General features: G+C 47.8%; 17 protein-coding genes and 1 tRNA gene. 7 read left to right on the top strand and 11 right to left on the bottom strand.

Annotated elements, in window-relative coordinates; all coding sequences use genetic code 11:
- Positions 1-171: 171 nt before the first annotated feature.
- The 7 genes from C4S60_RS12330 to C4S60_RS12300 all read right to left on the bottom strand — a co-directional run bounded on the left by C4S60_RS12330 (position 172) and on the right by C4S60_RS12300 (position 8,480).
- A complete protein-coding gene (locus C4S60_RS12330; RefSeq protein ID WP_103880757.1) occupies positions 172-1,380 on the bottom strand; it encodes a NupC/NupG family nucleoside CNT transporter in 1,209 nt (402 codons plus the stop codon).
- A 322-nt stretch (positions 1,381-1,702) separates the two neighbouring features.
- Positions 1,703-2,311 carry a cob(I)yrinic acid a,c-diamide adenosyltransferase gene (cobO, locus tag C4S60_RS12325; RefSeq protein ID WP_103880652.1) on the bottom strand — a complete coding sequence of 203 codons (609 nt, stop codon included), beginning with the start codon at positions 2,309-2,311 and terminating at the stop codon, positions 1,703-1,705.
- Between the two features lie 149 nt (positions 2,312-2,460).
- Positions 2,461-2,946: an arginine repressor gene (locus C4S60_RS12320; RefSeq protein ID WP_103880651.1), complete on the bottom strand. Its 486-nt coding sequence runs from the start codon at positions 2,944-2,946 to the stop codon at positions 2,461-2,463.
- Between the two features lie 196 nt (positions 2,947-3,142).
- A complete protein-coding gene (locus C4S60_RS12315; protein ID WP_103880650.1) occupies positions 3,143-4,153 on the bottom strand; it encodes an ornithine carbamoyltransferase in 1,011 nt (336 codons plus the stop codon).
- A 99-nt stretch (positions 4,154-4,252) separates the two neighbouring features.
- Positions 4,253-5,164, bottom strand: a complete 912-nt coding sequence (locus tag C4S60_RS12310) for a carbamate kinase (RefSeq protein ID WP_103880649.1) — start codon at positions 5,162-5,164, stop codon at positions 4,253-4,255.
- Positions 5,165-5,202: 38 nt separating this feature from the next.
- Entirely contained in the window at positions 5,203-6,423 is a 1,221-nt protein-coding gene (gene arcA, locus C4S60_RS12305) for an arginine deiminase (protein ID WP_103880756.1), read from the bottom strand.
- 605 nt (positions 6,424-7,028) lie between these two features.
- The gene (locus C4S60_RS12300) at positions 7,029-8,480 is read right to left on the bottom strand and encodes a YfcC family protein (RefSeq protein WP_103880648.1); all 1,452 of its coding nucleotides are present in this window, start codon (positions 8,478-8,480) and stop codon (positions 7,029-7,031) included.
- A gap of 416 nt (positions 8,481-8,896) precedes the next feature.
- Here C4S60_RS12300 and C4S60_RS12295 point away from each other — a divergent pair, with 416 nt between their 5' ends.
- Entirely contained in the window at positions 8,897-9,364 is a 468-nt protein-coding gene (locus tag C4S60_RS12295) for a low molecular weight protein-tyrosine-phosphatase (RefSeq protein ID WP_103880647.1), read from the top strand.
- Between the two features lie 45 nt (positions 9,365-9,409).
- Here C4S60_RS12295 and ansA read toward each other — a convergent pair whose 3' ends face one another.
- Positions 9,410-10,423: an asparaginase gene (gene ansA / locus C4S60_RS12290; RefSeq protein ID WP_103880646.1), complete on the bottom strand. Its 1,014-nt coding sequence runs from the start codon at positions 10,421-10,423 to the stop codon at positions 9,410-9,412.
- A gap of 103 nt (positions 10,424-10,526) precedes the next feature.
- A complete protein-coding gene (sppA, locus tag C4S60_RS12285) occupies positions 10,527-12,380 on the bottom strand; it encodes a signal peptide peptidase SppA (protein WP_103880645.1) in 1,854 nt (617 codons plus the stop codon).
- Positions 12,381-12,678: 298 nt separating this feature from the next.
- Between sppA and C4S60_RS12280 the strand changes: the two genes are divergently transcribed.
- From C4S60_RS12280 to C4S60_RS12270, 3 genes are all read left to right on the top strand, one after another.
- The gene (locus tag C4S60_RS12280; protein WP_103880755.1) at positions 12,679-14,682 is read left to right on the top strand and encodes an NADPH-dependent 2,4-dienoyl-CoA reductase; all 2,004 of its coding nucleotides are present in this window, start codon (positions 12,679-12,681) and stop codon (positions 14,680-14,682) included.
- Positions 14,683-14,777: 95 nt separating this feature from the next.
- Positions 14,778-15,326, top strand: a complete 549-nt coding sequence (locus tag C4S60_RS12275; protein WP_103880644.1) for an NAD(P)H nitroreductase — start codon at positions 14,778-14,780, stop codon at positions 15,324-15,326.
- A 102-nt stretch (positions 15,327-15,428) separates the two neighbouring features.
- Positions 15,429-17,375: a DNA topoisomerase III gene (locus tag C4S60_RS12270; RefSeq protein WP_103880643.1), complete on the top strand. Its 1,947-nt coding sequence runs from the start codon at positions 15,429-15,431 to the stop codon at positions 17,373-17,375.
- Positions 17,376-17,412: 37 nt separating this feature from the next.
- Here C4S60_RS12270 and C4S60_RS12265 read toward each other — a convergent pair whose 3' ends face one another.
- Positions 17,413-18,099, bottom strand: coding sequence for an SDR family oxidoreductase (locus C4S60_RS12265; RefSeq protein WP_103880642.1), 687 nt, complete (start codon positions 18,097-18,099; stop codon positions 17,413-17,415).
- A gap of 35 nt (positions 18,100-18,134) precedes the next feature.
- On the opposite strand from C4S60_RS12265, the gene C4S60_RS12260 reads away from it, so the two are divergent.
- From C4S60_RS12260 to C4S60_RS12250, 3 genes are read left to right on the top strand one after another with little or no spacing between them, the layout of a single operon-like run.
- The gene (locus C4S60_RS12260; RefSeq protein ID WP_244183093.1) at positions 18,135-19,079 is read left to right on the top strand and encodes a histone deacetylase family protein; all 945 of its coding nucleotides are present in this window, start codon (positions 18,135-18,137) and stop codon (positions 19,077-19,079) included.
- A complete protein-coding gene (locus C4S60_RS12255; RefSeq protein WP_103880640.1) occupies positions 19,079-19,567 on the top strand; it encodes an NUDIX domain-containing protein in 489 nt (162 codons plus the stop codon). The genes C4S60_RS12260 and C4S60_RS12255 overlap by 1 nt, the downstream gene beginning before the upstream one ends.
- A 55-nt stretch (positions 19,568-19,622) precedes the next feature.
- A complete protein-coding gene (locus C4S60_RS12250; protein WP_103880639.1) occupies positions 19,623-19,820 on the top strand; it encodes a DUF2986 domain-containing protein in 198 nt (65 codons plus the stop codon).
- 421 nt (positions 19,821-20,241) lie between these two features.
- Here C4S60_RS12250 and C4S60_RS12245 read toward each other — a convergent pair.
- A tRNA-Ser gene (locus C4S60_RS12245) sits at positions 20,242-20,332 on the bottom strand.
- Positions 20,333-20,419: the final 87 nt, after the last annotated feature.

The raw sequence follows: 20,419 nt of genomic DNA, 5'->3' as shown, positions 1-20,419 counted from the left end.
TGTTAACTTATACGATTTTTTTGCCGCTGTCATTCGGGCGGTGAGATTGGATGTACCTAAATTGGGTGACACGTTTTGAGGTAAAAACGTTTGCAACTAACGAGTCAAGGTGGATGAACAGGTGCCGGTATTATTGGCACCTGTAAGGTTTGGTTCTAAGGCGAATAGCTCTTATAAAGAGATAAAAATACCCGCCAGACAGGCGCTCATCAGGTTAGCAAGTGTACCAGCCAGCACCGCTTTGAGACCGAGGCTGGCAACGTCAGAACGACGCTCTGGTGACATTACGCCAATGGAGCCAAGTTGAATCGCAATCGAACCTATGTTGGCAAAACCACACAGCGCGAAAATAACGATGACCTGGCTGTGTTCAGACAGGCTCGCCTGATGTTCGATGAAGTCAATAAAGGCGACAAATTCATTCATGACCACCTTCTGACCAATAAACGAGCCTGCTAGCAACATTTCGCTCTGATCGACGCCAATTAACCAGGCTACCGGAGAAAACAGATAGCCAAACAAGAGTTGCAGAGTGATTCCCTGTGCACCGAATACCTCGGCAATGGACTCAATGGCAGCATTTGCCATCGCGATGACACTGACAAAAGCGATCAACATAGTACCAACCGCGACCGCGACCTTGACGCCATTCATGGCTCCGGAGGCCAGGGCATCAATGACATTGCTTTGATCGCCGGTGTCCAAATCTACAGCGTCATGGGCAACCGGAGTTTGTTGTTCTGGCACGATCAGTTTTGCCATCATGAGTGATCCTGGCGCCGCCATAAAGCTGGCCGCAATCAGATACTTAAGCTCTACACCCAAGCCAGCATAACCCCCAAGGACGCTGCCAGCCACCGATGCCATGCCGCCAGCCATGACGGCAAACAGCTCGGAACGGGTCATGGTGGCAAGAAATGGACGGATCAGCAGCGGTGACTCACCCTGTGATAAGAAAATGTTGCCCGTAGCAACCAGAGATTCGGCTTTACTGGTACCTAAAAACTTTTGAATCAGTCCACCCAGAAATCGGATCACAGCTTGCATGATTCCCAGATAGTACAGCGCGGATATCAGTGCGCTAATGACGATGATGATTGGCAGCACACGAATGGCAAAAATGAACCCTTCGGATGCCAGATCGCCAAATAGAAACTGGATACCGATGTCAGAAAAGCTGAGCACTCTTGCCACACCGGAGCTCATCGCACCTAAGACGTCTTGGCCAAACGGGATGTAGAGAACGAACGCCGCAAATAGTGTTTGCAGGAGTAGTGCACGTAATACGGTGTTCCAGTTAATTGCCTTACGGTTCTCAGAAAACAAAAAGCCAATGGCGACCAGAGAAGCGATGCCAAGCAGACCAAAAAGAAGCGTTATCATCATTTTGCCACCTCAATGTAATAGAGGCTATTCAGCGTTGAATACGATGACCAGGAAGAAACAGCACTGAGCTGTGGAAACCACTGTTTGTGATAGGTGAAGATAAATCTGCCCATTTTATACCCTTTACAAGCGTTAAGATTGAAGCTGGTCCAAATCCTTGGGTCGTTCACGGTTCCTTGGTGACGGCTTGTATTGGTGTATGGCCAGGTGGCGATGCGAAGACGCGAAGTGACCCGGCAAACGGGAGGGCAGTATACAGAAAAAAATGAGACGTACATCTCATTTTTCAATTCGGAGGAGCTGATAGCTTATTTCATCACCAGTCGACGCCTTTCAGGGCTTTAACACCAGATTCAAAGGCGTGCTTTATGTTTTTTACCTCCGATACTGTGTCAGCCATATCGATCAATGTCCGGTGAGCACCTCGCCCAGTAATGACGACAGACTGCATTTTTGGCCGGTTGTTGAGTGCTTCCACCACTTCATCGAGGTCAATATAGCCGTAGCTCACCATATAAGTGAGTTCATCAAATAGAATGACGTCCAAAGAGTCATCCTGAAGCATGCGTTTGCATTGCTGCCAGACTTTTTGAGCCGCTTCGGTATCGGCGGTCTTATTTTGAGTTTCCCAAGTGAATCCGGTTGCCATGACCTGAAATTCGACACCCAGCTTTTCAAGCAAGTTTCGCTCACCATTGTCCCAGGTTCCTTTAATGAACTGCGCCACAGCGCATTTTTGTCCATGGCCGACAGCGCGGGCAATGGTACCAAAGCCGGAAGTAGACTTACCTTTGCCGTTGCCGGTAATCACCAGCAGAAGACCTTTTTCTTCCTGCGCGTTGGCAATCTTTTTATCGACGTTTTCCTTGACCTTTTGTTGGCGAGCTTTGTGTCGTTGTTCTTTTTGGTCATCCGTTAATGACATAGGGTTTCCTTATGGGCGAAGTTTGACTCGAATCACCTTATCATAATGGATTGCTGTCAGAAAAAAACTAGACAAAATCTAAGGGATTTAAAGCAGGTTGTGAGCCTGCTTTATGGGAAGCGTTGAGCAGATGAAGAAACCTATGGGGACTACAAAGCGCCAAGTCGCGCACGGACGACGCGTTCACAGCGATCGACATCTTTGACGTGTTTGGGTACCACCAGAATCGTATCGTTGCCACCTATCGTTGCTAAGATGTCCGCATGGGGGTCGATGTCGATAAGGCGGGCAATAAGTTGAGCACTGCCCGGGTGTGTTTTCACGACCACCAGTGACTGATTGTTGGTGATCATCTCAATTTGCGATGAGATGGAAGAGTCGACACGAACCGGACTATTTTCTGAGGTCAGGCAGTAGGCTTTTTTACCACAGGCGTTCTGGACCTTGACGACACCTAAATGGGTCAGTAACCGTGATACCGTCGACTGGCTAATCCCTTCATAACCGAGTTCCACGAGTGCTTGTCGCAGCTTGTTCTGAGTGGTGAAACTTTGTTGCTGGAGGAGCCTTTTGCAGACATCGGTCAGTTTGTGATCGACGTCGAACATCTCATTGGAGGTAGGAGTTTCATACATGGGGTCACCTATCAAATATCGAAACTCATCCTTGAGCTAGTTTGTAATGTTGCTTTTTAAGATTTTATTGACTGTATAAACTAGCAAATTATCTATTTTTGAAATATATGCTCTGGTCGCAAAAGCGAACAAATTAATAGCGAAATCAATCAAAACGAGAGGATGCATCACCCTCTCGTTGTACTTGAAGCAGGATTTAGTTCCCTAATGTGGCGACCATAACGGCTTTGATGGTGTGCATTCGATTCTCCGCCTCATCGAATACGATAGAATGTTCGGATTCAATGACCTCATCAGTGACTTCGCAGCCATTCGCCAGTTCGGGATATTCGGTGGCTAACGCTTTACCTACTGTCGTATCTTCGCCGTGGAATGCAGGGAGACAGTGCATAAACTTCACATTAGGGTTGCCGGTGGCTTTGAGCATCGCCATGTTGACCTGATATGGCAGCATGAGTTTGATGCGCTCTGCCCATGCTTCTTTTGCTTCGCCCATAGAGACCCAGACATCAGTGTAAAGGAAGTCACAATCTTGCACGCCTTCTTGAATATCTTCCGTCAGAGTGATTTTCGCACCCGTCTGATTGGCGATTGATTGACACTCTTCAACCAGAGATGCTTCAGGCCAGAACTGCTTAGGGGCAACCAGTCTGATCTCCATCCCCATTTTCGCAGCACCGACCATCAGTGAATTGCCCATGTTGTTGCGAGCATCCCCTAGATAGGCAAAGCGAATGTTCTGTAAGGGCTTACCCGGTGCGTGTTCCATCATGGTCATAAAGTCGGCCAGGATTTGGGTTGGATGAAATTCGTCAGTGAGTCCGTTCCAGACCGGTACGCCTGCGTATTCCCCCAACTCTTCGACGATTGCTTGACCAAAGCCTCGGTACTCGATTCCATCGTACATGCGACCCAGGACTCGAGCGGTGTCTTTCATCGACTCTTTGTGGCCAATTTGAGAACCCGTGGGGCCAAGATAAGAAACTTGCGCACCTTGATCGAAGGCCGCGACTTCGAATGCACAGCGAGTACGGGTTGAAGTTTTTTCAAAGATCAGCGCGATGTTTTTGCCTATGAGGCGAGGCTGTTCGTAGCCATTGTATTTGGCTTTTTTAAGTTCAATAGACAGTTCTAATAGATGCTGAATTTCACGCGGAGTAAAATCAAGAAGTTTAAGGAAGTTACGATTGCGAAGATTAAAAGCCATAATAGGTTCCTTTTTTTATTCTTGCCCATCGGTGACGACAACACGCGGTCACCAATGCGCCTAGTCAATGAAAAAATTGATCAGTAGTTAGTAGCTAAATCAGTGTTTAGAAATCGTGGTGCCTGCGGTGCCTTCGAGAATGCGAAGGCCATCTTCGAGCGCACCGATTCCGACCATTTGTCCACCCTGATTAATAAACTCGCAGGAAGCGTCAATCTTGGGTCCCATTGAGCCAGCATCGAATACATAACCGGCCAATTCGTCTGGCGTTGTGGAACGAAGGGCATGTTGCGTTGGCTTACCCCAATCTAGGTAGACAGCGTCTGCATCGGTGAGGATTAAAAGACGATCGGCCTGAAGCTGTTTGGCCAGGAACGCCGCAGACATATCTTTATCGATCACCGCTTCTACTCCGACAAGCTTGCCGTTTTTTCGGGTGACCGGAATTCCGCCGCCACCAGTGCAAATCACCAGGTGCCCCTGTTCTATAAGCGAAGTAATGGCTTCGTGCTCAATAATTCCGGTAGGTAGCGGGCTTGGTACCACGCGACGGAAGTACTGACCGTCGGGCTTAATGGTCCAATGGTATTTTTCTGCCAGGTCACACGCTTCTTGTTTGTCGTAAACCGGACCAATGAACTTGGTCGGATCTTTGAAAGCCGGGTCACCAGGATCGACGGTCATCTGCGTCAGCATGCAAGTGACGTTTTTAGCGGGCATCTGATTCTTGAACTCTTGCATTAGCATGTAGCCGATCATGCCCTGTGTTTCACTACCGAGTACATCCAGTGGATAGGGGTTGACCTTTTTATACTCCAAACCTTGTAGTGCCAGCAGTCCAACCTGGGGCCCATTGCCATGCACCAAGACCACGTTATATTGCTGGGCAATTTCTGAGATAGTTTTAACTGCGATTTCAATATTATGACGTTGCACTTCTGCTTCTAGTGGCTCACCACGCTTTAGCAGAGCATTACCACCCAGGGCGACGACGATCGTTTGTTTTTTCATAGTCTTTGTTTCCAGAACAGGTGATTAATAACGAGTGGTTAGATACCATCGCGCTCTAGTGGGCAGCTCATGCAGCGTGCACCACCGCGGCCGCGTCCTAGCTCGTCACCGGGGATCGGTAACACCGTAATACCGGCTTTATCGTATTTCTCATTGGTGTAGGTGTTACGTTCATAGCCAATCACCACACCTGGCTTCACGGTCAGGACGTTGTTCGCGTCATTCCACTGCTCTCGCTCGGCTTCGAAGTTATCGCCACCGGTTGTGATTAGGTTTAGCTTGTCAACTTGTAGCGCTTTTTCAATGGTGGTGATGTAAGAGCTTTGCTGTGAGGCGTTGACTCGACCGGATTCGTCACCGGTTAGGCTCCAGCATTTCACATCGTCAGGAATGACATTGGGGTAGATGGAGAAGGTATCTTCGCGCATGTGGGTCATTACGGTATCGAGGTGCATGCAAGAGCGATCTTTAGGAAGCTCAAGTGCAATTACCTGTTTAGCCTGACCATGCTTGAACAGACTTGACGCCAAATGTTCGACACCTTGCGGTGTGGTGCGCTCAGACATTCCAATCAGCACTGAGCCTTTACCAATAACTAATACATCGCCGCCTTCGATCGTCGAGTGGTCATAGGCGTTCTGCTCATCGCCAAAGTACTTAATGAAGTCTTGACCAGCGAAGGTTGGATGCCAGCGATAGATGGCTCTGAGATGATTGGTTTCTCTCTGGCGAGCGACTTTCGCCATAGGGTTGATGGATACGCCTCCGTAAACCCAGCAAGAGGTATCGCGGGTAAATAGGTGGTTTGGTAGAGGGTCAATGATAAAGTCATTAGCTTTATACAAAGACTGCAGCATTGAGGAAGACTCAAGAGGCATTTCGCCAAAAGACAGACCACCCGTTAGTACTTTCGCTAGCTCAAGGTTAGGTAAGTCACCTAAATAACATCTCACGTCATTGGCAAAGGTTGCACCGTAACGAAAATCGGAGACCTGGGTATTAAGGAGCCAGTCTTTGGCTTCTGGTACAGCGAGTGTTTCTGCGAGTAAGTTTGTAAGAAGTAAAACCTCGACCCCCTGCGACTGAAGTGTTTTAGCGAACACGTCGTGTTCTTCGCCTGCTTTTTCGACGGCAAGTACGTCATCGAAAAGGAGCTGGTGGCAGTTGGATGGTGTTAGGTGAGTGAGAGCACGTCGTGGGCGGTGTATTAAGACACGGCGTAACTGACCAACTTCAGAACCAACGTATAGTTTATTCATAATCATGTCTCTCTATTATTATTAGAACTCTGTGAGTTCATAGTAGGGTATTAATTATTAGCTTCGTTGTGGTGTTATTAATATCGCTCAATTAATGGGTGATGTGTTCGACCATGATCACATAAATATATTCATGTTTGCTGATGATTATTGAGTGAATATTAACAATATCTATTCTCCGATAATTTCATTTATAGATAGGTAAATTGGCAATCTACACGGAATAATATGCAGGTTATATTCGTCTTTGTTTGATGGCTGTGACCAGTTTAGGATTTTGATTCGCATTAGTTAAATTCATCTTAATCATTAGCGAGCACAAATATGCAAGTCGAATCACTAGATAAGTGAATTCGACGTGCTTCGAAGCGTTTTGTTAACAATTTATTGGTCAAAAATGTGATTGAAATCTCGTTCTGACGAGCTGTTTTACGATGGTTCTTTCTCTGTTTTCGTGATGCAGGTGGCACCTATTAAGGGTTATGTGCTGGTTATAGCGCTTACAGCGCCCTGGGGGGCATAAAAAGCAGGGACGATCCTGAACAGGCCAGGAATAACAAAGCCCGCTGAGGGAGCAGCGGGCTTTATCTAAGAGAAGTGGGGGGCTAACCGATCAGAGTGCCGATACTAAGCATAATGATACAGAACACAGTAAGAATGGCCATCAGCGGCGCGACCCATTTGAGCCACCTTGCATACGGAACCCGTGCAATAGCCAGACCGCCCATGACTACGGCTGACGTTGGGGTTATGAGGTTTACCAGTCCGGAAGCCGATTGATAGGCGGTAATTACCAAATCACGACCAACACCGGCAAAGTCGCCCAGCGGCGCCATGATTGGCATGGTTAAGACTGCAAGGCCGGAGGTTGATGGCACTAAGAATGACAGCAATATCTCTAAGAAAAACATGACATTCACAAACACGACTGAGGAGAGTCCGGTAACAATGTGTTCTGCTGAATTTAATATCGTGTCGGTAATCATGCCACGATCCATCACAACAACAATGCCCCTGGCGATACCAATAATGAGTGCAACTCCGAGTAAGTCCCTCGCGCCTTCAATGAAATTATTGATAAACGACTCTTCGCTCATTCTGGCAACAAACCCGACCAGGATTGATGAGGCAAGGAACATCGCGGATATTTCTGCCATCCACCAGCCAGCGACGGACACCCCGTAAATCATGACAGCAAATGAGCCACCAAAAATCGCCAGAATGACTTTTCTTGTGGTAGTAAACTCGAGTTTTTCATCCCCTCTATTACCGAGGAAATGCGCTTTGTTTTCTTCGTATTTGTCATACACGATCGATTTGGTTGGATCGGCTTTGACCATTCTGGCATAACGCATAACATAAGCCACACAGATCACCCAGCCAATGATCAGCATCGCAAGGCGCAGCAATATGCCATCGGTAAATGGGATACCCGAAGCGTTAGCGGCGATGACCGTTGCAAACGGGTTAATGGTTGAGCCGAGTACACCGATTCCCGCGCCGAGCAGAATTGTCGCTGCGGCAACGAGGGGGTCAAAACGGGCAGCCATCATCACAGGTACAAGCAGGGTATAGAAGGGGAGCGACTCTTCCGCCATTCCATAGACCGTGCCACCGGCAGCAAACAGAGCCATAAGGATAGGTATCATCAACTCTTCGCGACCTTCCAGTCGGTGGGTCACACGCTCGATACCAGCATCAATGGCGCCCGTTGCCGTCACAAGACCCAAAAAGCCGCCGATGACTAAAACGAATAGCGACACATCAATGGCCCCGGCTTCGTAACTGTTGTGATCATAGAAGCCATCTATCGGCGCCATGAGCACATCGATGGGCGTTTGAGGGTTACTGTCAACGCTGGCGTAGGTGCCGGCAACGGGAACTTCACGACCCAGTTCTTCATTCATTTCTCGTTCGTACTGACCGGCAGGGATGATCCAGGTCATTACAGCAACGATGGCGATCAGAGCGAATAAAATGGTGTATGCAGAGGGGAATTTAAAGTTGGCAAAAAAGCCACCAGTCTTCTTGGGTTTAGGTATCGCTTGGGCAGTCATAGTATTCTCCTTGGCCGATGGCTGGGAACCGGGTCGGCCTAACGTGTAAGTTTAACCATCAATTACCACATTGAAGCTATAAGAATTACTAATCCAAAATAATGAGTTAACTGTACTATTGTCGTCACAGGTAATCTTTGTCTTTGTTCACATAAAATAACAACATATTTGGTTCTTTTAATTTCACACTATAATTCAACAGGATTATTAATTAGTAATTTGGCAACAATATTATTATCTCATGCTAATTTATATTGATTTTGGGAGAATAATGGATATTTATTCATGACTCATTCATGTGTAATATCAAACAATACAATGTAAATACTTTGAACTTGATCAGATGCATATTCAATTCAATCCTGATGTTGGTTGGTATATGATAGTTAAACTCAAGTAAAGTAAGGACTGAAACGATGACCATCAATAGAAAACCGTCGCTACTGGTTGTTTGCATGGGCAATATCTGCCGTTCGCCGACAGGAGAAGCTGTGCTGAAAGCTCGGGCTCGGCAAATGGGTATCGATGTGAAGGTCGACTCTGCCGGGACCATTGGCTATCATCATGGCAATCCTCCAGACTCACGAGCGCAACAGGCGGGAGAGGCTCGTGGTTACTCATTTTCAGGAATACGAGCCAGGCAAGTCACAGACGATGATTTTGAATCGTTTGATATGATTCTGGCCGCGGATAAAGACAACCTCGCAGACCTGAAGCAGCGCTGTCCACGTCATCTACATCATAAGTTGTCGCTGTTCTTAAGCCATGGCTCATCCGAATACAATGAGATACCTGACCCTTATTATGGAGGGGAGCAAGGGTTTGAATTGGTACTCGATCTCATTGAGGAAGCGGCTGATTCGGTACTGGCTAAATACCATTAAAAAACGCAGCCTGTAATGGCTGCGTTATCGGTTATTTGGGGTAGGTTACTTACTCATTTCACCACGAAGCACTTCCAGCATTTGTGCTTTGACTTCCTCGTAGTCGAGGTTTTGGCTGAGCAGATAGTGCAGTTTTGCCAACGCAGCTTCTGGCGTCATATCAAAGCCACTGATCACACCAGCATCAGCAAGTGCGCAGCCTGTTGCATAGCCACCCATATTGACTTTACCCGCAAGACATTGAGTCAAATTAACGACAATAACGCCGCGCTCGGATGCTTCTTTCAAGTGTGCAAGCAATTCAGGGTTTTGTGGTGCGTTGCCCACACCAAAGGTCAATAGGATCATGGCATTGACCGGTTGCAATAAGGTATTGCGAATCACCTCATGAGAGATACCCGGATACATGGTGATGACACCAATCGGTTGTGGCGTGATGTCGTGAACCTTAAATTGACCAGCAGCTGCCTTGTTGATCTCAACACCACTGCTGAGCTGGATGTTAATCCCTGCCTCTAACAGAGGCGGCATATTAGGTGATGTAAAGGCATTAAACCCGTCGGCATGAGACTTGGTACTACGATTACCACGCATTAACTGGTTGTTGAAAAACAGTGTCACTTCATTAATCGGGTAGTTGGCGGCAATATGAAGCGCATTCAGCAAATTGGCCTGGCCGTCTGAACGCAGTTCAGCCAGTGGGATTTGCGACCCTGTCACGATAACGGGCTTGCCCAGGTTCTCCAGCATAAAAGACAGTGCGGATGCGGTATACGCCATAGTGTCTGTGCCGTGCAGGATCACGAAGCCGTCGTATTTGTCATAGTTATCGCGAATATCATCAGCGATCTGCTGCCAGTCAGCGGGAGTCATATCAGACGAATCGATTAAGGGATCGTATTCGTGAATCGTAAACTCCGGCATTTCTGGTCGGTGGAATTCTGGCATGCTCGCCAGTTGCTTTTCCATAAATCCAGCAACAGGGATGTAACCGTGATCGGACTTTTGCATTCCGATTGTGCCACCAGTGTATGCGATATAGATGTGTTTTCTCGTCATGACAGGCATCACTATATTGTCAGGGAACAGGTGCAGGCGATTATAACCAAAACAAATAAAAGAGCCACCGATTGGTGGCTCATATTAGGTAGTTTGTAGCGAGTTATTGTACGTTACAGGTCAGACACAGAACGTAGTGTCCCTTAGGATCATTAAAGCTCTCGATCAGGCTGGCTTGTTGCTGAATTTGAACAGCTACCGGAAGCAGGCTAGCCGGTACCCAAGATGAGATATCCAGACCCATGCTCACTTTGACTTGATGCATTAGATCCTGAACAAATTGCTGAGCCGGGCTGAGTGGCTCTTCGACCCAATAAACATCGTATTGTTCCATGTTGCCTAACTGAGCGGCCAGAGCCACTGCATCATCAAAATCACCGATCTTATCGATGAGTCCATGTGCCAAGGCATCCTTACCAGTCCAGACTCGTCCCTGAGCGATGGTGTCTACGTCACTGACGGACATATCACGGTTGCTGGCTACCAGTGAAATGAAACGCTTGTAACCATTCTCAATACCCATTTGGAATGCTGCAGATGCCCCTTCACTGATGCCGGTGGTGATACCCACACCCGAGAATGGTGACGTTCCGACTCCGTCCGTCGTAACACCGATGTTATTAAGGCCTTTTTCAAATGTGGTGATCACACTGAAGATACCGATAGACCCGGTAATAGTCGTGGGTTGGGCAATGATCTTATCTGCGCTCATGGAGATCCAGTAGCCACCGGAAGCCGCGACACTCGACATCGAGACCACAACAGGTTTGCCTGCATCTCTGAGCGCTTGAACTTCATTACGGATCACCTCTGAAGCAAAGGCGCTGCCGCCTGGGCTATCGACTCGCAGTACAACGGATTTTACCGAGTCGTCTTCACGCGCTTGTTTTAAAAGCGCTGCGGTGGTGTCTCCCCCGATAGTACCTCGAGGTTGGTCGCCATCCATAATGGAGCCACTGGCGACGACGACGGCAACGCGATTGTCAGGATGGCCGGGCATGTCATAAGGCAGTGAAGCAAGATATTCATAATAGCCAATGGCATTGAAGCCGCCTTCGCCATCGCTACCAAATGCTTCAATCATGGCCTCGTTGGCTTGTTGCTTGGTGACCAGTTCATCGACTAGCCCAAGTTGCTTTGACAAAGCAGCGAGATCACCACCAGCCTGTTTAAGTTCACTCAGAAACTCATCCATGCTTGGTGTTAAAACACCAGCATCGATTCGGCGGTTGTTGGCAACGTCATCCACATACGCCCCCCAAAGCTGTGTTACCCAGCGAGTTGCGGATTCCTTAGCTTCGGCGGACATATCATCTCGCAAGAACGGCTCTACTGCTGACTTATAGGTGCCCACCCGGAAAACGTGGGTGGTGACGTCAAGCTTCTCGAGTAGTGTTTTGTAATACATAGAATACGCACTGTAGCCTTTGATGAGCACTGCGCCATCAGGTGCCAAGAGTACTTTATCGGCGTAGCTGGCCAGGTAATATTGGCTCTGGTTGTAGAATGCCCCGTAGGCATAAATGGGCTTGCCTGTCGCTTTGAACTCGTTAATGGCTTTAGCTATGTAGCGCAATTTGGTCAGACTGGTTTCTGGCATATCTCTGAGCGACAGCACCAGTCCGGTCACCTTGTCATCTGTGGATGCATGTCGGATGGTGTCAACGATATCGAAAACAACGTTTTCTTTCGGTAAGTCCCTTCCCAGCAATGATCCTGTTACCGAATCCATTGGATTGACGTAAGTGCTTTGCTCAACAATGGGGCCCGCAATGTTCAGGACTAAGGCTGACTCTTTCTGTACGGCTGGCGGTGTGGATTCAACTTGGGTTAAGGCGAAGTAAATCATCGCAATGATCGCGAAGAAGAACAGGTTAACGATAGCGAGTCTGGTAAAGTTGATCACTTTCCAGATGCCCTTAAAGATCAAACCGATAAATCGAAATACTTTTTTCATCATGTCTCCACTTCACCCAAATGGTGAGTGTTTATATCCCTAAACATCAATTACTAGTGTAGCGCTGGGGGTATTAATTCGCTGTATGATTATTGTAATTGTACGTGAATGTTGCCAGTTTCACTCAAACCTGGTTGATAGTGAATAAAAATTAATGACTTAACATACTAGATTAAGTTCAAAGAATCAGAAAATATTTCTGAAAATGTTGTTGAATTGTAAACGGCAGTTTGATTTTTTAACCTTTCCATAATACTCTGGTCAGACCACAACTATAACAACGGAAGTGATGTCTGCTATGTACCCGAACTTACTTAAGCCACTGGATTTAGGATTCACACAACTGCGTAACCGAGTGTTGATGGGCTCGATGCATACTGGCCTGGAAGAACATAAGGAAGGTTTGCACAAACTTGCCGCATTTTACGAAGAACGTGCGAAAGGTGGAGTTGGCCTGATTGTTACCGGAGGGTTTGCGCCAAACTTAAGAGGCCGCTTAGCTCCTTTTGCCGCAGAGTTTAGTAAACCTAAACATGCGAAGGCACACAAGGTCGTGACCGAAGCTGTACATAAACATGGCGGTAAAATTGCGTTGCAGATCCTCCATGCAGGACGTTATGGTTACCATCCCTTCTCTCAAAGTGCCTCCAAAATTAAATCGCCTATCTCCCCATTTACACCAAGTGAAATGAGTAGTCGTCAAATCTGGAAGACCATCGATGCCTACGCCAACAGTGCGTCTCTGGCTCGAGAGGCGGGGTATGACGGTGTCGAGATCATGGGCTCCGAAGGATATTTCATTAACCAGTTCATCTGTAAACGTACCAACGTCCGATATGATGAATGGGGCGGTAGCTATGAAAATCGTATTCGCTTGCCATTGGAAATTGTTAAAGCGGTTCGTGCCGCAGTGGGTGAAGACTTTATTATCATCTTCCGACTTTCTATGCTGGATCTTGTTGAGCAGGGCAGTACTTTCGAGGAGGTCATTCAGCTTGGTCAGGCATTGGAACAGGCGGGCGTCACCATCATCAATACAGGTATCGGCTGGCACGAAGCTAAGGTGCCGACTATTGCCACTCAGGTGCCAAGGGGGGCATTTACCTGGGTGACAGAGAAAATTCGTCCACATCTTAAGGTGCCCGTCATCACGACAAACCGAATTAATATGCCTGAAGAAGCGGAGCGAATTCTGGCATCCGGTCACGCAGACATGGTGTCGATGGCTCGCCCATTCTTAGCAGATCCTAACTTTATAGCCAAAGCGGAGCAGGGTAAATCGCAGCTGATCAACACCTGTATCGGCTGTAATCAGGCGTGTCTAGATAACGCCTTTAAGGGCAAACGGGCAACTTGTATGGTCAACCCTCTGGCGTGTTATGAAACGGATTTGATTATCAAGAAAGCCGTTCAAAGTAAGAGTATTGCCGTGGTGGGCGCCGGACCTGCAGGACTCGCTTGTGCGACCATGTTGGCGGAGAAAGGACATTCGGTGGATTTGTTCGAGAAAAATGACCGTATTGGTGGGCAATTCCGATTGGCCATGCAGATACCGGGTAAAGAAGAGTTCAGAGAAACGATTCGTTATTTCGCCAATCGCATTGAAGAAACGGGCGTTAAGCTTCACTTGGAAACCGAAGCAACTGCCGATCTGCTGAAAGAGTACGATGAAGTGGTGATGGCTTCAGGCGTTAAGCCGCGTACTCCAAACATCGAAGGTATCGATAATGCAGATAAAGTCATTGATTATCAGACTCTGATCCGGGACAAGACTTACCTGGGAGAAAACGTCGCTATCATGGGGGCCGGAGGAATCGGCATTGATGTAGCCAGTATGATCACCGAGCCCCATGGTCAGACGCTGGATGACTGGCTCCATGAATGGGGCATTGATAAGACTATTGAACACCCGGGCGGGCTTTATCCGTTTCCGGAAGAAGTGACGGCTACCAACGTATGGGTAATGCAACGTAAGGAAGGACGTGTGGGCAAAGGGCCGGGCAAAACCACGGGCTGGATCCATAAGAAAACGCTGGAAAAGCGCGGCGTCCATTTGCTCGGTGGTGTAAGTTACGACAAGATTGATGAACAAGGGCTACACATCACGGTAAAAGGGGAGCAGCAACTGATACCGGCTGACAAGGTGGTTATCTGTGCAGGACAGGAGTCGGTTAAGCCGTTTGAAAATCAGTGGCCTGAATTCGGCGATAAGCTTCATGTCATCGGGGGTGCAGACTACGCGGGGGAACTCGATGCCGTTCGAGCCATCCGCCAAGGGGTCGAGCTCGCTGCGAAGTTATAGCCAACATTGAGAATGGTTCTCACTTTTACTGTAACTAGGTTAACATTTTGTTATAATGGGCGTTATTACAATAACCACAAAAAAAGAGAAGTGTTATGGACGCCCTAGAATTGTTACTTAACCGACGCTCGATCGCTAAATTATCCGATCCGGCCCCAGAAGGGCAGGCTTTGGAGAACATCATCAAAGCGGGCCTACGCGCGCCTGATCACGCCGGGCTCACTCCATGGCAGTTTGTGCTTGCGCAAGGTGATGGCAGGCAAAAGCTCTCTGACATTCTCAGTGAGGCTGCAACACGAGCTGGCGGTGATGAGGCGGTAGTTGAAAAGGCCAGAAAAGCCCCATTTCGTGCACCATTAGTGATTACCATTATCGCAAAAGTGACACCACACGATAAGGTTCCGGCTTTCGAACAGCATCTTTCGGCAGGTTGTGCCGTGCAAGCGATGCAGATGGCCGCAGTAGCGCAGGGTTATCAGGCCTTCTGGCGCTCTGGTAAGTGGATGTTTGATGATCATGTGCGCACTGCTTTTGGTGTTGAAGGTGATGATCAAATTGTCGGATTTCTCTATGTGGGCACACCGGGTTGCACGCCAATGAAGGTGCCTGAGCGAGAACTGAGCAAATTTGTCGAGTTCTTGTAACCGACCGAACACAATGACTGTATAAATAGACAGTTTTTCTTGATTAATAAAGGTAAGCTTAGTTAAGCTTACCTTTATTTTTCGATAGTTGCGATTGTTGCTATGACCCGTCTTTTTATTGCAGAAAAACCCAGCTTAGGGCGAGCTATCGCTGCCGCCTTACCCAATCCTCAAAAGAAAGGGGACGGGTTTATTCAATGTGGCAATGGCGACGTTGTGACCTGGTGTATTGGTCATCTACTTGAGCAGGTTGAGCCAGACGCTTATGACGAGCGTTACAAGAAGTGGAATTTGGCCGACTTGCCCATTATCCCAGAACAGTGGCAGTTAAGACCCCGAAAGAGCGCGTCCAAGCAGTTAACTGCGGTTAAGAAGCTACTCAAGAATGCTACCACCATCGTCAATGCCGGTGATCCCGACAGAGAAGGGCAGTTGTTGGTGGACGAAGTCATCGATTACTGCAAAGTCCCTAAATCTAAGAAAGAGACCGCACAGCGTCTGCTGATTAGTGACCTTAACTTACCAGCGGTAAAAAAAGCGCTCAATAACATGCGCATGAATCGCGAATTCGTGCCTTTGTCGGTGTCTGCATTGGCGCGTTCCCGTGCCGATTGGCTTTACGGCATGAATATGTCCCGTGCTTATACCTTGCTTGGCCAGAAGGCTGGTTATCAGGGTGTATTATCTGTGGGGCGGGTACAGACGCCGGTATTGGGGTTGGTGGTTCGTCGAGATGAAGAAATTGAAAACTTTATCCCCAAAGACTACTTTACTTTGCATGCCTTGATCCCTTATCACGATAAGGGGGCATCGTTCGATATCAGAGCCAAGTGGAAACCGAGTGAAGCGTGCCAGCCATGGCAAGATGATGAAGGTCGTGTCCTGAACAAAAAGCTGGTGGAAAATGTTGCCAGCAGAATCCAGGGACAGCCTGCAAAAGTCGTCAAGTCGGAACACAAATCAACAAGACAGAACGCGCCACTGCCTTATTCATTGTCGGCATTGCAAATCGATGCTGCAAAGCGCTACAACATGAGCGCACAGCAGGTACTGGACGTGTGTCAGGCGTTGTACGAAAAACATAAGCTGATCACCTACCCGCGCTCCGACAACCGTTATTTGCCAAAAGACCATTTCCATCAGGCTAATGATGTTCTTGCCGCAATTGACAACAATAGTCGTGAGTATCAACAGGCGGTTGCTGGTGCTGACATCGGTAGAAAATCAAAAGCGTGGAACGACAATAAAGTCGATGCTCATCACGCCATTATTCCGACGCCTAAGAAAGCGGCAGGGGTCCTTTCGGGCTTTGAAGAAAAAATCTATGGCTTGATAGCCAGACAATACATTATGCAGTTTTATCCCCCAGCAGTGTATGCAGAAGCCATGCTTGAATTTGACATTCAGGGGGGACGTTTTATCGCTAAGGGCAAACGTCTACAGGAGCCCGGTTGGAGAGCTCTGTTGGGAAAAAATGCCGATGAGCAAGAGGAGGGGGTGGATGCGGTTCCTCCTCTGGATGTAGGCATCGAGCTTGTTTGTCGTGAAGGTGTGATAGGCGAAAAGAAAACCGAGCCGCCTCGTCATTTTACCGAAGCTACGTTATTGCAAGCGATGACTGGCATCAGTCGTTTTGTTGAAGACAAGTCATTAAAGAAGATCTTAAGAGAGACGGATGGTATCGGCACCGAAGCGACGCGTGCTGGCATATTGGATACGCTGTTTAAAAGGCAGCTACTCAACCGACAGGGCAAGTCAGTACTCAGTACCTCGGCAGGACGAGGCCTGATCCATGCACTGCCAGGTGAATCTACCTATCCCGACATGACCGCACATTGGGAGTTCCAGCTACAAGGGATGGCGGAAAAAACCCACTCCTATACGCCATTTATGGCTGAATTGCATTCAAGACTGGCGCAGTTAATGGGTCAGGTGAAGACAGGACCAGTACCAGAGTCACTGAAGAACTTACCAAAAGTTGAAAGGCCTGCCTTTAAAAAGCGCCGTTACAGTAAAGGTAAGAAAAGCGTATCAAAAAGCCGCGGCTGAGACCATAGCTTCTGTACAGCTACTGGGCAATATCGGTTTACCAGGGAAGCGTTTCGCCGCTGTAATTAATGAAGCGCCCCGAATCTTCTATAGCCGCGTGCTCTATCACCTGAAACAAACCATTTGCCGACTCGGTGGTTGAGATTAAGGCATTTGGCCCACCCATTTCTGTTTGTACCCAACCAGGGTGTAGAGCTAATACGGTAAAACCTTGTGAGGATAAGTCATTGCTCAGACTCTTCACTACAGAGTTCAGCGCAGCCTTGGAAGAGCGATAAATATAGCCGCCACCAGAGGTATTTTCGGTCATGCTTCCTACCTTGGAAGACAAGCAGGCGATTTTCTTTATCTTGGAGTCGACCAATTTGGGATGCAAGGCTTCAATGAGTTTCAAAGGAGCGATCGTATTGACCTCCAAAACCTTGCGCCATTCATCTACATCAGTATTACCTAAGCCATAGCCTTTAGGACCATAGTAGCCCGCATTATTGATAACCACATCCAGCTTGGGTAACTGGGAGGCCAGCCTTTGTGTTGCCTCGTAGTTTGTGACGTCCAGTGCGTGGGTAATGAGATTTGATTCACTGACTTCCAGCGACAGCAATTCATGCGCGCTGCTGGCACTACGGTATGTGGCATGAACCTGATATCCGGCTTCGAGAAACTTTTTGGCCAGCGCTAGTCCAATTCCACGATTGGCTCCGGTAACGAATACGGTTTTCATAATGGCTTCCTGACGATAAGATGACTTCATTATAAATGAAATCACAACACCAGATGCAGAATAAACCTATTCCATTGATCTACCATCCTATTTATTCCGCTCTGCCATTGCCGGAGGGGCATCGCTACCCCATTAATAAGTACCGGCTGCTTTATGAGGCAATAGAGCACAAATATCTTGGCGAAACCAACCACACCTTTGTGATCGCAACTCCCACTCCTGTGACTGAGCAACTGGTCAAATCGGTGCACTGCGAACACTATGTCGATGCGCTTATCAAGGGGAGCCTGCCTGCTGCTCAGCTTAGGCGAATCGGTTTTCCCTGGAGTGAACGGTTGATCGAAAGAACACTGACTTCTGCTGGCGGAACCTGCCTTGCAGTGGAGCTTGCGTTAAGGGAGGGCGTGTCAATTCACCTGAGTGGTGGTTATCATCATGCCCATTATGATTTTGGAAGTGGTTTTTGTCTGTTTAATGATCTGGTCATCGCAGCCAGGCATGGCCTCGAACTGGGGGCTGACAAGGTGCTTATCATAGACAGTGACGTTCACCATGGAGATGGCAGTGCCACTCTGGCAACACACAGTCCGGAGATTGTGACCCTATCGCTGCACTGTGACAAGAACTTCCCGGCACGTAAGCCTGAGTCCGATTTGGATGTACCGTTTCCTCGTGGGACGGGTGACAAAGAGTATCTCAGCAGTTTTAAGCAGGTGGTTGAACTGGCACTGCGGCTTCATCAACCTGACTTGGTGATTTTTGATGCAGGTGTGGATATCCATCAACACGACGAGCTTGGCTATTTGGATGTGACTCTGGAGGGGATTCGCGAGCGAGACTCTTGGTTGCTTACAAGCTGTGAACGAGGAGGAATACCTGTTGCGTGTGTTGTGGGGGGTGGTTATCGCTCCAACCACGAACAGTTAGTGCCGATCCATATGTCATTGATCGATGCGGCCTATCAATTGAGGAATCGTTAATGAAACACAGGATCCGTGCTGCAGGGATTGCAGTTAGAGATAATAAGATACTGATGCTTAGGGTGGCAGACGAGTATTCTGGCGAGTACTGGATTCCGCCAGGAGGAGGTCTGGAGGATACGGATGCGACGACAAAGAGTGCGCTTGTACGTGAATTCAGAGAAGAGACAGGGCTGGAAGTGTCAGTGGGGCCATTGATATGTGTCAGAGAGTTTCATGAGACATCCAGTGACCGTTATCATGTAGAACTGTTCTACTTAATCGACTCGTGGCGGGGTGAACTCTCTCTTGGTAATCTTCATGGACTTAATGATGCTGATTATATACAACAAGTGAGCTGGGTGGATATCGATGAACTCGAGCAGTACAAGGTTTTCCCCGCTGATTTGGTTTCGGTGTTGCTGCCACTTGTTGAGCAGCAGCGTTTCTCAACGCATCTGGGCAGTTATGTTCAGGGAGACCAAGACGACGTTAACCACCTAGATTAAATTGCTCAGGATCTGTATTATGCAGCCCCTCAGCAAGACAGCAAGGTACCAACTGATGAACCGCAAAAAGAAAATTAATCAAATTCACAAAGCTCGCATGAAAAAAGCCAATGCCAAAAAGAACGGTGCAGGTAAAAACAAACCCCGCTACATCTCTAAGGCTGAGCGTGCGAAAATGGAAGCGGAGCAATTGGCAAACAGTGATTCAGCAGAGCAGGGTGCACTCGAAGTTGTCGAACAACCTGCCGCTTAGTGCTGAAAATTAGATAGAATTGCTCAGTGACGGCTGAGCAACATTCATATCAATTGCTGATTGTTTTTCTGTCTTTCGAGCTTTGTTTTCTGTTTTCCGTGACAGAAAAAGCATTCCTCTACTATCAAACCTACCCGTCTGAGCTTTACCCTTCCTGAACAATATTTTACTTTCCCTTCAATGTAGGTGGCATAAAACGCAACGAGTTCTACAATCGCGTTGTTGAACGGCGAGGTATATTTGCCTTGTTATCCGGTGAAAAATGCAGGTTATCAGTACCAAGCGAAGTGATAGGCTAAAGGATATCTCAACAGGCTTGTTAGGCCTGTGGGAAGTTTTGGAAGCCGATGTAAGTAGCATCCATCAATTGATAGCCAGAAATGCAAAAAGGCCGCTACATAGTAGCGGCCTTTTCAGAATGTGGCGGAGAGATAGGGATTTGAACCCTAGATACGCTATTAACGTATGCCGGTTTTCAAGACCGGTGCTTTCAACCACTCAGCCATCTCTCCGTTGTTGATGCGCATAGTAATGGGCATCTTACTGTTTGTAAACCCCTATTTTGTTCGTTTGCTGTAATTATAAGCAGTTGAGTCAAA

It is taken from the genome of Vibrio hangzhouensis, assembly GCF_900107935.1.
GTDB lineage: Bacteria > Pseudomonadota > Gammaproteobacteria > Enterobacterales > Vibrionaceae > Vibrio > Vibrio hangzhouensis.
Note: the sequence above shows the minus strand (reverse complement) of the source record. Positions and strands in the feature narration are given on the sequence as shown.